This window comes from Pseudomonas sp. C 49-2 (genome assembly GCF_003970195.1).
Lineage (GTDB): Bacteria > Pseudomonadota > Gammaproteobacteria > Pseudomonadales > Pseudomonadaceae > Aquipseudomonas > Aquipseudomonas canadensis.
In genome coordinates this window covers 295,638-309,591 of the sequence record NZ_RXYG01000003.1, presented here as the reverse complement: position 1 = coordinate 309,591, position 13,954 = coordinate 295,638, and the positions used below count along the sequence as shown (strand labels likewise).

Annotated in this window: 11 protein-coding genes; 5 read left to right on the top strand and 6 right to left on the bottom strand. The window is 61.6% G+C overall.

The window, feature by feature from the left end; all coding sequences use genetic code 11:
• The first annotated feature begins 270 nt into the window (after nucleotides 1-270).
• The 5 genes from EJ576_RS07710 to EJ576_RS07690 all read left to right on the top strand — a co-directional run bounded on the left by EJ576_RS07710 (nucleotide 271) and on the right by EJ576_RS07690 (nucleotide 8,445).
• Complete coding sequence (locus tag EJ576_RS07710) at nucleotides 271-1,419, top strand: efflux RND transporter periplasmic adaptor subunit (protein ID WP_028619280.1); 1,149 nt, start codon at nucleotides 271-273, stop codon at nucleotides 1,417-1,419.
• A 3-nt stretch (nucleotides 1,420-1,422) separates the two neighbouring features.
• Nucleotides 1,423-4,584 (top strand): efflux RND transporter permease subunit, encoded by a 3,162-nt coding sequence (locus EJ576_RS07705; RefSeq protein WP_122724771.1) that lies wholly within the window; start codon nucleotides 1,423-1,425, stop codon nucleotides 4,582-4,584.
• On the top strand, nucleotides 4,581-6,038 hold the full coding sequence (gene adeC / locus EJ576_RS07700; protein ID WP_016975095.1) for an AdeC/AdeK/OprM family multidrug efflux complex outer membrane factor: 1,458 nt from the start codon (nucleotides 4,581-4,583) through the stop codon (nucleotides 6,036-6,038). The genes EJ576_RS07705 and adeC overlap by 4 nt, the downstream gene beginning before the upstream one ends.
• Before the next feature lie 172 nt (nucleotides 6,039-6,210).
• Nucleotides 6,211-7,461, top strand: coding sequence for an OprD family porin (locus EJ576_RS07695; protein WP_123476461.1), 1,251 nt, complete (start codon nucleotides 6,211-6,213; stop codon nucleotides 7,459-7,461).
• Between the two features lie 84 nt (nucleotides 7,462-7,545).
• Nucleotides 7,546-8,445, top strand: a complete 900-nt coding sequence (locus EJ576_RS07690; RefSeq protein WP_122724765.1) for a polysaccharide deacetylase family protein — start codon at nucleotides 7,546-7,548, stop codon at nucleotides 8,443-8,445.
• Between the two features lie 3 nt (nucleotides 8,446-8,448).
• Here EJ576_RS07690 and pcaC read toward each other — a convergent pair whose 3' ends face one another.
• From pcaC to pcaH, 6 genes are all read right to left on the bottom strand, one after another.
• A complete protein-coding gene (gene pcaC / locus EJ576_RS07685) occupies nucleotides 8,449-8,841 on the bottom strand; it encodes a 4-carboxymuconolactone decarboxylase (protein ID WP_028619276.1) in 393 nt (130 codons plus the stop codon).
• A 187-nt stretch (nucleotides 8,842-9,028) separates the two neighbouring features.
• Nucleotides 9,029-9,820: a 3-oxoadipate enol-lactonase gene (pcaD, locus tag EJ576_RS07680; RefSeq protein WP_126569980.1), complete on the bottom strand. Its 792-nt coding sequence runs from the start codon at nucleotides 9,818-9,820 to the stop codon at nucleotides 9,029-9,031.
• A gap of 10 nt (nucleotides 9,821-9,830) precedes the next feature.
• Nucleotides 9,831-11,186: a 3-carboxy-cis,cis-muconate cycloisomerase gene (locus EJ576_RS07675; RefSeq protein WP_126569979.1), complete on the bottom strand. Its 1,356-nt coding sequence runs from the start codon at nucleotides 11,184-11,186 to the stop codon at nucleotides 9,831-9,833.
• Between the two features lie 10 nt (nucleotides 11,187-11,196).
• Nucleotides 11,197-12,492: an MFS family transporter gene (locus EJ576_RS07670; RefSeq protein WP_016975088.1), complete on the bottom strand. Its 1,296-nt coding sequence runs from the start codon at nucleotides 12,490-12,492 to the stop codon at nucleotides 11,197-11,199.
• Between the two features lie 188 nt (nucleotides 12,493-12,680).
• On the bottom strand, nucleotides 12,681-13,247 hold the full coding sequence (pcaG, locus tag EJ576_RS07665; RefSeq protein ID WP_122724759.1) for a protocatechuate 3,4-dioxygenase subunit alpha: 567 nt from the start codon (nucleotides 13,245-13,247) through the stop codon (nucleotides 12,681-12,683).
• Nucleotide 13,248: 1 nt separating this feature from the next.
• On the bottom strand, nucleotides 13,249-13,953 hold the full coding sequence (gene pcaH / locus EJ576_RS07660; protein ID WP_126569978.1) for a protocatechuate 3,4-dioxygenase subunit beta: 705 nt from the start codon (nucleotides 13,951-13,953) through the stop codon (nucleotides 13,249-13,251).
• Nucleotide 13,954: the final 1 nt, after the last annotated feature.

Here is a 13,954-nt window from a genome sequence, read left to right as displayed (position 1 = left end):
TCAGGACACTTGAGACTATCGTTAACGCAGAATTAACCGTCGGTAACGATCATCCGAATATTTGTGGGACGACACCGTCATGGGTGCCGAACGTAATGAAATCGAGGCTTTGGGCGTTGCTTTGTCAACATTCCGCGCAGCCTGTCAAGAGTTTACAAACAACCATGAACGTAAGTATATTGCGTAGCAAGCTACTTATCCAGTCAGTGCTTGTTTTTTACCCTTCCACACTTCTTGTGCGCACTCTGCGCGCCTGACCCGAGGATCTTCATGCAACTTAAGCCAGCTGTTACCGCTCTGGTCACTGCCGTCGCCCTGGCATCGCTGCTCAGCGGATGTAAAAAGGAAGAAGCGGCTCCGCCCGCTCAAACCCCTCAGGTCGGCGTGGTCACCATTCAACCGCAAGCCTATACCCTGACGTCCGAGCTGCCAGGCCGCACCACCGCCTACCGCATCGCGGAAGTTCGCCCACAGGTCAACGGCATCATTCTCAAGCGCCTGTTCAAGGAAGGCGGCGACGTGAAGGAAGGGCAACAGCTCTACCAGATCGACCCGTCGGTGTACGACGCCACCCTCAAAAGCGCACAAGCCAGCCTGACCCAGACCAAGTCCATCTCCGACCGCTACAAGCAGTTGGTCGATGAACAAGCCGTCAGCCGCCAGGAATACGACACCGCCGTCGCCAACCGCATGACTGCGGAAGCAAACGTTCAAACGGCCCAGATCAACGTGCGTTACACCAAAGTATTCGCGCCGATCTCCGGGCGTATCGGCCGTTCTTCGGTGACCGAAGGCGCGCTGGTCAGCAATGGCCAGACCGATGCCATGGCCGTGATCCAGCAACTGGACCCGATCTACGTCGACGTCACGCAGTCTTCGGCCGAAATGCTGAAACTGCGCCGTGACCTGGAAAGCGGCCAACTGGAAAAAGCCGGCGCCAACGCCGCCAAGGTCAAGCTGACCCTGGAAGACGGCAGCGACTACGGCCAGGACGGCAAGCTTGAATTCTCCGAAGTGTCGGTTGACCAGACCACCGGTTCCGTGACCCTGCGCGCCGTGTTCCCCAACCCTGACCACACGCTGCTGCCGGGCATGTTCGTACACGCCCAACTGCAAGCCGGCGTGAACAGCAAAGCCATCCTGGCCCCCCAACAAGGCGTGACCCGCGATATCAAAGGTATCCCGACCGCGATGGTGGTGAACAAGGACAACAAGGTCGAGCAGCGTCAACTGGTGGCCAACCGCACTGCCGGCGCCTACTGGCTGGTGGAAAAAGGCCTGAACGCCGGTGACCGCGTGATCACCGAAGGCCTGCAATTCATCAAGCCGGGCATCGAAGTCAAGGTCAAGGACGCCGACAACGCCAAGCCTGCCGGTTCTGCTCCAGCTCCTGCTGCCGCTGCTGGCCAGGGGGAGTAACCCATGTCGAAATTTTTTATCGACCGTCCCATTTTCGCCTGGGTAATTGCCCTGGTGATCATGCTGGTCGGGGCACTGTCGATCCTGAAGTTGCCCATCAACCAATACCCGGCCATCGCGCCAACCGCCATCGACATCCAGGTGACCTACCCAGGCGCGTCCGCACAAACCGTGCAGGACACCGTGGTGCAGGTCATCGAGCAACAGCTCAACGGTATCGACAACCTGCGTTATGTGGCCTCGGACAGTAACTCCGACGGCAGCATGACCATCACCGCGACGTTCAACCAGGGTACCAACCCGGACATCGCCCAGGTTCAGGTGCAGAACAAGCTGAACCTGGCGACCCCACTGCTGCCGCAAGAAGTGCAGCAGCAGGGTATCCGCGTGACCAAGTCGGTGAAGAACTTCCTGATGGTAATTGGGCTGGTGTCGGAAGACGGCAGCATGAACAAGGACGACTTGTCCAACTACATCGTGTCCAACATCCAGGATCCGATCTCGCGGACTGCGGGTGTGGGTGACTTCCAGGTGTTCGGTTCACAGTACGCCATGCGTATCTGGCTTGATCCGGCCAAGCTGAACAACTACCAGTTGACCCCGGTCGACGTCAGCACCGCCATCTCGGCCCAGAACGTCCAGGTGGCCACCGGTCAATTGGGCGGCCTGCCTGCCCTGCCCGGCACCCAGCTGAACGCGACCATCATCGGCAAGACCCGCCTGCAGACCGCCGAAGAGTTCGGCAAGATCCTGATGAAGGTGAACACCGACGGCTCGCAGGTTCGCCTGCGTGACGTCGCGCGTATCGAACTCGGCGGCCAGAACTACAGCATCAGTGCACAGTTCAACGGCAAGCCGGCTTCCGGTATGGCGATCAAGCTCGCGTCGGGCGCCAACGCCCTGGACACCGCCAAGGCCATCCGTGCCACCGTGGCGTCCCTGGAACCGTTCTTCCCGCCGGGCATGAAGGCGGTGGTGCCGTATGACACCACGCCTGTGGTGACCGAATCGATCTCCGGTGTGGTGCACACCTTGGTCGAAGCGATCGTGCTGGTGTTCCTGGTGATGTTCCTGTTCTTGCAGAACTTCCGCGCCACCATCATCACCACCATGACGGTGCCGGTGGTATTGCTGGGTACCTTCGGGATCCTGGCGGCGTTCGGCTTCACCATCAACACCCTGACCATGTTCGGCATGATCCTGGCCATCGGCTTGCTGGTGGACGATGCCATCGTGGTGGTGGAAAACGTCGAGCGGGTGATGGCCGAGGAACACTTGTCGCCTAAAGAAGCGACGGTCAAGTCCATGGGCCAGATCCAGGGCGCCCTGGTGGGTATTGCCTTGGTACTGTCGGCGGTACTGTTGCCGATGGCGTTCTTCGGCGGCTCCACCGGTGTGATCTACAAACAGTTCTCCATCACCATCGTTTCGGCCATGGCGTTGTCGGTACTGGTTGCCCTGATCTTCACCCCGGCCTTGTGCGCCACCATGCTCAAGCCGATCGACCCAGAGAAACACGGCCAACCCAAGCGGGGTTTCTTCGGCTGGTTCAACCGCACCTTCGACCGTGGCGTACTGAGCTACGAGCGCGGCGTCGGCAACATGATCAAGCACAAATTCCCAGCGTTTTTTGTGTACCTGGTCATCGTCCTCGGCATGATCTGGCTGTTCACACGCATTCCTAGCGCGTTCCTGCCGGAAGAAGACCAGGGTGTGATCTTTGCACAGGTCCAAACCCCGGTCGGTTCTTCGGCTGAACGTACGCAAAAAGTCGTCGACGACATGCGCGCTTTCTTGCTCAACGACAAGGAAGGCGAGCCAGGCGAAGGCAAGGCCGTGAAATCGGTGTTTACCGTAAACGGCTTCAACTTCGCTGGCCGCGGCCAGAGTTCGGGCTTGGCGTTCGTGATGCTCAAGCCATGGGATGAGCGTGACGCTTCCCAGTCGGTATTCGAAGTGGCTAAGCGTGCCCAGGGTTACTTCTTCGGGGCCTTCAAGGACGCTATGGTATTTGCCATCGTGCCGCCTTCGGTTCTGGAGTTGGGTAACGCCACTGGTTTCGACGTGTTCCTGCAAGACCAGGGCGGTGTCGGCCATGAAAAACTGATGGAAGCGCGTAACCAGTTCCTGGGGATGGCTGCACAAAGCAAGATCCTCGCAGGTGTACGTCCCAACGGCGTGAACGACGAGCCGCAGTACGAACTCACCGTCGACGACGAGAAGGCCAGCGCCCAGGGCATTACGCTGTCGAGCATCAACCAGACCCTGGCGATCGCCTTGGGTGGCAGCTACGTCAACGACTTCATCGACCGTGGTCGGGTGAAGAAGGTGTACGTGCAGGGTGAGGCCGCTAGCCGGATGTCACCGGAAGACCTGGACAAATGGTACGTGCGCAGCGACTCCGGGAAGATGGTGCCGATGTCGGCCATTTCCTCGGGCAAGTGGATCTACGGTTCGCCGAAGCTGTCGCGGTATAACGGTGTAGCGGCGATGGAAATCCTCGGTACCCCGGCACCGGGCTACAGTACCGGTGACGCCATGGCCGAAGTCGAGCGTATCGCCAAGCAATTGCCGGCAGGCGTGGGTTACGCCTGGACGGGCCTGTCGTACGAAGAACGTCTGTCCGGCTCCCAGGCACCTGCGCTGTACGCCCTGTCGCTGCTGGTGGTGTTCCTGTGCCTCGCGGCCCTGTACGAAAGCTGGTCGATCCCGATTGCGGTGGTACTCGTTGTGCCGCTGGGCGTGGTGGGTGCGTTGATCGCTACCAGCATGCGCGGGCTGTCCAACGACGTGTTCTTCCAGGTGGGTCTGTTGGTGACGGTGGGCTTGGCGGCGAAGAACGCCATCCTGATCGTGGAGTTCGCCAAAGAGCTCCACGAACAGGGCAAAGGCATTGTCGAGGCGGCCATCGAGGCGTCCCGCATGCGTCTGCGTCCGATCATCATGACCTCCATGGCATTCATCCTCGGCGTACTGCCGCTGGCGATCTCCTCGGGCGCTGGCTCAGGTAGCCAGCACGCCATCGGTACCGGTGTAATCGGCGGTATGATCACGGCCACTGTGCTGGCGATCTTCTGGGTGCCTTTGTTCTTCGCAACCGTATCCGCCGCTGGCGAACGTAAAAAGACTGACACAACTGAAACCCCTAAAGAGGCTGGCCAATGAGCAAGTCGCTACTTTCCCTAGCCGTCACGGCATTCGTGCTCAGTGGCTGCTCGCTGATACCTGACTATCAGCGCCCCGAAGCGCCGGTGGCCGCACAGTTCCCGCAGGGGCCGGCGTATTCGTCGGCCCAGGCGCCGAGCCAGGCCGCTGCCGAGCAGGGCTGGAAGCAGTTTTTCCATGACCCTGCCCTGCAACAGCTGATCCAGACCGCGCTGGTGAACAACCGCGACCTGCGTGTCGCGGCCCTGAACATCGACGCCTATGCCGCGCAGTACCAGATCCAGCGCGCCGACCTGTTCCCGGCCGTGTCGGCCACGGGCAGCGGCAGCCGTTCGCGTACGCCGGCCCGCCTGTCGCAGACCGGCGAATCGACCATCAGCAGCCAATACTCGGCCGGTCTCGGGATCAGCTCCTATGAGCTGGACCTGTTCGGTCGCGTACGCAGCCTGAGTGAAGAAGCCCTGCAAAAGTACTTCGCCACTGAAGAAGCGCGGCGCAGTACCCAGATCAGTCTGGTGGCCAGTGTGGCCAATGCCTACCTGACCTGGCAGGCCGACAAGGAACTGCTCAAGCTCACCCAGGACACCCTGGATGCCTACGAGCAGAGCTTCAAGCTCACCTCGCGCAGCAACGAAGTTGGCGTGGCCTCGGCCCTCGACCTGAGCCAGTCGCGCACCTCGGTGGAAAACGCCCGGGTTGCCCTGGCGCGTTATACCCGCCAGGTGGCCCAGGACGAAAACAGCCTGACCCTGCTGCTGGGTACCGGCCTGCCGGCGAATATCGCCAGCAAGCCGCTGTCGGATGACCTGCTCAGCGAAGTGCCGGCCGGCTTGCCGTCCGACCTGTTGCAACGTCGCCCCGATATCGTCCAGGCCGAGTACAACCTCAAGGCCGCCAACGCCAATATCGGCGCGGCCCGTGCTGCGTTCTTCCCGAGCATCACCCTGACTGCCAGTGCCGGCACCGCGAGCCCAAACCTGGGCGGCTTGTTCAAGGGCGGCTCGGGCACCTGGTCGTTCGCCCCGCAGATCAACATCCCGATCTTCAACGCCGGCAGCCTGCGCGCCAGCCTGGACTACTCGAAGATCCAGAAAGAGATCAACGTGGCGAACTACGAGAAGGCGATTCAGACCGGCTTCCAGGAAGTCTCCGACGGCCTCGCCGCACGTGAGACCTACAAGCAGCAACTGGATGCCCAGCGTGGCTTCGTCGCGGCCAACCAGGATTACTACCGCCTGGCCGAGCGTCGCTACCGCATTGGTGTCGACAGCAACCTGACGTTCCTCGATGCCCAGCGCCAACTGTTCAGTGCCCAGCAATCGCTGATCACCGACCGCCTGGCGCAGCTGACCAGCGAGGTCAACCTGTACAAGGCCCTCGGCGGCGGCTGGAATGAGCAGACCGCGAAGAATGAGCCGTTGAAAGAAGAAGCACCGGCGCTGAAGTTGTTCTGATAGCACCTACGTCAACAAAGCCCACCTCTTGGTGGGCTTTTTGTTTTCAGGGGTTGGCCAACTTGCGTTCGATCATCGCCCACAACCCGCTCTCCCCCACTTTCATCGCCCCCATACCGCCCCGCACCATGGCCGCCACCTGCATAAACCCAATAACAACAGGTCAAACACCATGAGCACTTTCCACCCGCGCCGGCTCTTGCTGGCAACCGCTGTCGCCAGTCTCGCCCTGCCCGTCGTCGCTGAAGAACACGGCTTTCTCGAAGACGCCAGCGCCAACCTCAACCTGCGCAACTTCTTCTTCAACCGCAACTACACCAACCCCACCAAGGCCCAGGGCGGCGCGCAGGAGTGGACGCAGAGTTTCATCCTCGACGCCAAGTCTGGCTTTACTCAGGGCACGGTGGGGTTTGGCGTGGATGTGCTGGGGTTGTATTCGTTGAAACTGGATGGCGGACGCGGCACCGGGGGCACCCAACTGTTGCCGTTAGACCGTGATGGCCGCCCGGCGGATGAATTCGGGCGTCTAGGGGTGGCGTTCAAGGCGCGTATTTCCAAGACGGAAGTGAAGGTCGGCGAGTGGATGCCGGTGCTGCCGATCCTGCGCTCGGACGACGGCCGCTCCCTCCCGCAAACCCTGCGTGGCGGGCAAATCACCTCGAAAGAAATCGATGGCCTGACCCTCTACGGCGGCCAGTTCCGCGCCAACAGCCCGCGCGACGACAGCAGCATGACTGACATGTCCATGTTCGGTAAAACCGCTTTCACCTCGGACCGTTTCAACTTTCAGGGCGGCGAATACGCGTTCAACGACAAACGCACCCAGATCGGCCTGTGGAACGCGCAGCTCAAGGACATCTACAGCCAGCAGTTCGTCAACCTGATCCACAGCCAGCCTATCGGTGACTGGACCCTGGGCGCCAACCTGGGTTTCTTCTACGGCAAGGACGACGGCAGCGCCCGCGCCGGCGACCTGGACAACAAGACCTGGTCCGGCCTGTTCTCCGCCAAGTACGGCGGCAACACCTTCTATGTGGGCCTGCAAAAACTCACCGGCAACAGCGCGTGGATGCGCGTCAACGGCACCAGCGGCGGCACCCTGGCCAACGACAGCTACAACGCCAGCTACGACAACGCCCAGGAAAAATCCTGGCAAGTACGTCACGACTACAACTTCGCCGCCCTCGGCGTGCCCGGCCTGACCCTGATGAACCGCTATATCAGTGGCAGTAACGTGCACACCGGCACCATCACCGACGGCAAGGAATGGGGTCGCGAAACCGAAGTGGGCTATACCGTGCAAAGCGGTGTGGCCAAAAACCTCAATGTGCGCCTGCGTAACTCCAGCATGCGCCGCGACTACAGCAACAATGAGTTCGACGAAAACCGGTTGATCGTCAGTTACCCGATAAGCCTGCTGTAAACCATCATTGACCTTGCTGTATGGTGCGCGCCTGCCGCTGCTGAGCTGAATCAGCAGCGGCTTTCATTCGAGCCCGCGCACACCATGAAATCCTTCGCTTATGCGTCCGCCCTGCTAGCCCTGGCCCTGAGCCTCAGCGGCTGCATCGGCGCGCCCATTGCCCTCACGCCGCAAACCGAGCAACGCCTGCAAGCCCAGGCACCGATCCGCTTCCTGCTGACCTTCGATGACGGCCCGAGCGCGTCGGGCTACAACAACCCGAGCCGGTCGGTGATCGACGACCTGGCGCAGAACCCGGTGCTGCCGGGGATCAAGGCGGTGTTCTTCTTGCAGACCGAAGCAGCCCGTTCCGGCGGCAGCGCAAGGGGCCGCAAGACCATGCAGCGCGAGTATGCGGCCGGTCACATCCTGGCCTTCCACACGGCCACGGGGTTTCACACCAACCACCGCTGGCTGAGCGATGCCGAACTGGAAAGCACCCTCAGCCAAGGCGCCGCCGATATTGCAGCGATCACAGGCGCGCCGCCGGTGCTGGTGCGCCCGCCGTTCTGGAATTACGACCGACGCACCTTCGCCGCCTACCAGCGCCATGGCATGCACGTATTGCTGACGGACCTGAGCGCCAATGACGGCAAGATCTGGGGCTTCAACGGCAGCCCGCGCCGCCGAGCCAATTTATACCGGCAACTGTCGGTGGTGCGCGAGCGCATTGCGTTGGGTGAGTTGCCGACGGTGGACGGGGTGATACCGGTGGTGGTGACCTTCCACGACATCAACCGCTACACCGCGCGGCATATGCAGGAGTACTTGCAGATCCTGCTGGACAGCGCCCGGATCAACGGCATGAAGACTGCCGCCGAGCCCTTCTACACCGACACCGCCCAGCTACAGCGCGCGGCGCTGGCGCGTACGGTCAAGGAGGTGAGTGAAGAGGTGCATCTGCCAGGCGTTTGGAATTGGGTGTGGGACGCCGACTCCCACTGACCCCTATTCCCGCGACTCAACCCCCAACTCATCCCACACCGACTCCGCCAAGTGGAACGTCGCATTCGCCGCCGGGATCCCACAGTAGATCGCGCTCTGCATCAGCACTTCCTTGATCTCGGCACGGGTCACGCCATTGCTGGCGGCGGCGCGCAGGTGCAGCTTGAGTTCTTCGCTGCGGTTCATGCCGATCAGCATGGCAATGGTGATCAGGCTGCGGGTGTGTCGGGGCAAGCCGGGACGGGTCCAGATGTCACCCCAGGCGTGCCGGGTGATCATTTCCTGGAATTCACTGTTGAATTCGGTCAGGGCATTGAGGCTGCGATCGACATGGGCATCGCCCAGCACTTCACGGCGCACTTGCAGGCCTTCGGCATAACGTTGTTTCTCGTCCACGACAAATTCTCCGTATTCAAATCGATTACTTGTGGTGAGCGGGCTTGTCCCGCGCGGGGCTGCGGAGCAGCCCTAAAACCTGACAACTCCACGCTCATCTGAAAAAGTGCGTCGCCTTCATTGGGGACGCTTCACGCCCCAGCGCGGGGCAAGCCCGCTCACCACAACAAGCTCCCTCGCCGCAGGTTTAATGCACCAGCAGAAACTCCAGCACGCGGTCGCTGAACGCCGCACCGGCCTGCACATTGGACAGGTGCGCCGCATAGAACTCGGCGTACTCGGCACCCTGCACATGGTTTTGGATAAAGTGACCGCCGGCCGGCGGTGTGACGGCATCTTCAGTGCCGGCAATGACCAGGGTCGGGACTTTGATTGAAGCCAGTTGCTCACGGAAATCCGCATCACGCACCGCCGCACAGTTGGCGGCATAACCTTCGGGTGAAGTGACCGCCAGCATGTCGGTAATCTGCTTGGCCTGGTGCGGGTTGGCCGCCGCAAAGTCTGCGGTGAACCAGCGTGCAATCGATGCATCGCGCAGCGCCACCATCGCCGCCGCCCCATCACGCAGCACCATTTCAATGCGCGGGTTCCACACCTCGGGCGCGCCGATCTTGGCGGCGGTGTTGCACACCACCAGGCGCTGCAGACGCTGGCCAGCATGGATGCCCAGCCATTGGCCGATCAAGCCGCCCATGGACAGCCCACAGAAATGCGCGCGTTGGATATCCAGAGCATCCAGCAGCGCGATCACATCCTGACCGAGTTGCTCGATGCTGTAGGGGCCTGGAGTCACCAGGGACTTGCCATGGCCACGGGTATCGAAACGCAGCACGCGAAAATGTTGGGTGAAGACCGGGATCTGGATGTCCCACATGTGCAGGTCGGTGCCCAACGAGTTGGAGAGCACCAGCACGGGCGCACCCTCAGGCCCGTCCAATTGGTAATGCAGTTCGCCCTCGGCGAGTTGTACAAATGCCACGATGGTCTCCTCAAGCAAAGTGTTCGGCTACGGCGCGGGTGACCCAGGTGTGGGCCTGGCCCAGGTAGTGGGCGGGATCAAGCAAACGGTCCAATTCAGTTGCAGACAACTCGGCGGTGACCTGTGGCTCATCCGCCAGTACCGCCCGCAGGTGACGCCCCTCTGCAACGGCACGCTTGCAGCATTGCTCCAGCAGATGGTGCGCGGTTTCGCGGCCCAGGCGCTGGGCAAGCACGATGCTGACGGCTTCGGCCAATACCAGGCCTTGGGTCAGGTCGAGGTTTTGTGCCATGCGCTGCGGGTCGACTTCCAAGCCTTCGCTCACCAGCAACGCCTGTTGCAACGCCCCGGACACCAAGCGGCAGATTTCCGGCAGGGTTTCCCATTCGGCATGCCACAGGCCCAGGCTGCGTTCGTGCTCCTGGGGCATGGCGCTGAACATCGTCGAGACCAGGCCCGGCACGCGGGTAGCGGCGCTGATCAGCACCGCCGCGCCCACCGGGTTGCGCTTGTGCGGCATGGTGGACGAACCACCCTTGCCTGGTGCGGACGGCTCGAACACCTCGGCCGCCTCGGTCTGCATCAACAAGCTGATATCACGGCCCAGCTTGCCCAGGCTGCCGGCGATCAGGCCGAGCATGCTGGCGAACTCCACCAAGCGATCCCGTTGGGTATGCCAGGGTTGTTCGGGCAAGGTCAGTTGCAACTCAGCCGCCAGCGCTTCGGCCACCGGCATGGCCTGTTCGCCAAGCGCTGCCATGGTTCCGGATGCACCACCGAATTGCAGTACCAGCAAACGCGGTTTCAACTGCGCCAGACGCTGGCGATTACGGGTGACAGCGCCCAGCCAACCGGCGATTTTCATTCCCAGGGTGACCGGCGTCGCATGCTGCAACCAGGTACGCCCGGCCAATGGCACGCCGGCATAGCGCTGGGCCTGGGCGGCAAGAATGTCGCCCAGACGCACCAAATCCGCCTCGATCAACCCCACCGCCCGCTGCAGTTGCAGCACCAGGCCGGTGTCCATCACATCCTGGCTGGTCGCGCCCAGATGCACGTAGCGCTCGGCCCCGGCATCTTCACTGGCAATCAACTTGCCCAGCGCCTTCACCAGCGGAATCGCCGAATTCCCCGCCGTGGCAATCGCCACGCCGAGGGCATCCACGTCGTACAACGACGCCAGGCAGGCCTGGGCAATCGGTGCGACGGCGGCCTGGGGAATCAAGCCGACCTGGGCCTGGGCCCGGGCCAAGCCCGCTTCAAAATCCAGCATGCCCTGCAAGCGTCCCTGATCGCAGAACACCTCGGCCATGCTGCCCGCCGTGAAGTAAGCGTCGAACAGTTGATTGCTCGTGCGCAGCGTCATAACGCGTCCCTTATAGATCGTGGTGCAAGTACTCTGCCTGTTTCGGCAGGCGCAAGCTGAACAGGAAGGCCACCGCCATCATGCCGGTGACGTACCAGTAGAAGGTGTTTTCCATGCCCATGGATTTGAGGCCCAGGGCCACGTATTCCGCCGAACCACCGAAGATCGCGTTGGCCACTGCATAGGCCAGGCCGACACCCAGGGCACGCACGTGAGGCGGGAACATTTCCGCCTTCACCAGGCCACTGATCGAGGTGTAGAAGCTGACAATGGCCAAGGCCAGGGAAATCAGCACAAAGGCCAGGAACGGGTTGGTCACGGTTTTCAGGGTCAGCAGGATCGGCACGGTGCACAGCGTGCCAAGGGCGCCGAACCAAAGCATAGAGTTACGACGGCCGATCTTGTCCGAGAGCATGCCGAACAGCGGCTGCATGCACATGTACACGAACAGCGCGCCGGTCATGATGTAGCTGGCAGTCTTGGCGTGCATCCCGGCCGTGTTCACCAGGTATTTCTGCATGTAAGTGGTAAAGGTGTAGAAAATCAGCGAGCCGCCGGCGGTGTAGCCGAGCACGGTGATAAACGCCGCCTTATGGTTGCGGAACAACGCGGCCACGCTACCGGCGTCCTTGTCCTGGCGCATTTCCTTGCTGGTGGTTTCCTTGAGGGTGCGACGCAGCAACAGGGAGATCACCGCCGCAATGGCGCCGATCACGAACGGAATCCGCCAGCCCCAGGCGCGCAATTCTTCTTCGGTGAGGATCTGTTGCAGGATCACCACCACCAGCACCGCCAGCAGTTGCCCGCCGATCAGCGTCACGTACTGGAACGACGCGAAGAAACCGCGCTGGCCCTTGAGCGCGACTTCACTCATGTAGGTCGCGGTGGTGCCGTATTCGCCACCCACCGACAAGCCCTGGAACAGGCGCGCCACCAACAGCAACGCCGGGGCCCAGGCGCCGATGTCTTTGTAGGTGGGCAGGAAGGCGATGACCAGGGAACCGGCGCACATCATCAGCACCGAGATCATCATCGAATTCTTGCGCCCGTGCTTGTCGGCGACCCGGCCAAACAGCCAGCCGCCGATAGGGCGCATCAGGAAGCCCGCGGCGAACACACCGGCGGTGTTGAGCAGTTGGACCGTAGGGTCGTCCGACGGGAAGAACGCCGGGGCAAAGTAAATGGCGCAGAAGGCATAGACGTAGAAGTCGAACCATTCGACGAGGTTGCCGGAGGACGCCCCGACGATCGCAAAAATCCGTTTGCTGCGTTCTTCTCCGGTGTAGTGACTCGTTGTTGTTGTCATGTTTTTTCACTCAGTGGGAACGTGTGTAGCCTAGACATACTTTGCAACAACCATGTTCCGCAAGAAAACTTTTGGGTAGGTGGTGCCTGAACCGGCCTCATCGGGGGCAAGTCCCCTCCCACATTTGATAGGCGGTGCGGTCAACATGTGGGAGGGGGCTTGCCCCCGATGGGGCCCTAAAAAACCACTCAATAATCGAAGAACACCGTTTCCTTATCTGTCCCCTGCAAAATCACATTCCACTGATACACCCCCGCCGCATCCTGTTGGGCGATCAAGGTGCCACGACGCTCCGAGGGCACACACGCCAGCAACGGATCATCCCCATTCAACGCCTCGCCCTCGAAATAGATCCGCGTGAGCAAGTGCTTCACCAACCCACGGGCAAACACCAGCACCACCAAATGCGGTGCTTGGGTCGTGCCTTTCAGGCCAGGAACCGCACCCGGCTTGATGGTGGTAAAGCGAAACCGCCCTTCGGCATCCACCGGCACCCGGCCGAAACCTTCGAAGTTCGGGTCGACGGCTTTGTCCTGCTCATCTTCCGGATGGTCATATTTGCCGGCGGCATTGGCCTGCCAGACTTCGAGCATGGCGTCGTTGACGACATCGCCATTGCCGTCCACCACCTGCCCGCTGATCGCCACACGCTCGCCAAGGGTGGCGGCCACGGTGAGGTCTTCGCGGTTCAGCCAGGTCAGGCCGATGTGGTAATACGGCCCGACGGTGTGGGACGTGGTCGCGTTGAGTGTCATCTCATTTCTCCATCGGCGTGGCGTCGCGGCCGCGCAGGACGATGTCCCAGCGGTAGCCGAGGGCATAGGAAGGAATGGTTTTTTCCAGGTCGAAGCTGGCGATCAAACGTCGCTTGGCCGAAGTGTCCGGCACGCAGTTGTAGATCGGGTCGTATTCCAGCAGCGGGTCGCCGGGGAAGTACATCTGCGTGACCAGCCGCGTCAGCACGCTCGGGCCGAACAGCGAAAAGTGGATATGCGCCGGGCGCCACGCGTTGTGGTGGTTGCCCCACGGATAGGCACCGGGCTTGATGGTCTGGAACTGGTACCAGCCATCGGCGTCGGTGACGGTGCGGCCGGTACCGGTGAAGTTCGGGTCCAGTGGCGCATCGTGCAGGTCGCGCTTGTGGTTGTAGCGACCGGCGGCGTTGGCCTGCCAGATTTCCACCAGAATGCCCGGCACCGGCAGGCCGTTTTCGTCGAGCACGCGACCATGAATGATGATGCGTTCGCCCTGGGGCTCGCCTTCATGCTGGGCCGTGAGGTCATTGTCCTTCTCGTTGACATGCTCGGCGCCGATGGTCGGACCGGTGATTTCCGACAAGGAGTGGGGCAGGAACACCAACGGCTGGGACGGCGAACGCAGGTTCGTCGACTGGTAGGCCGGGTGCAGGTAATCAGGTTGAGTGCCCGCTTGCGGGCGCCGGTATCCAGGCTTGTCACTCATG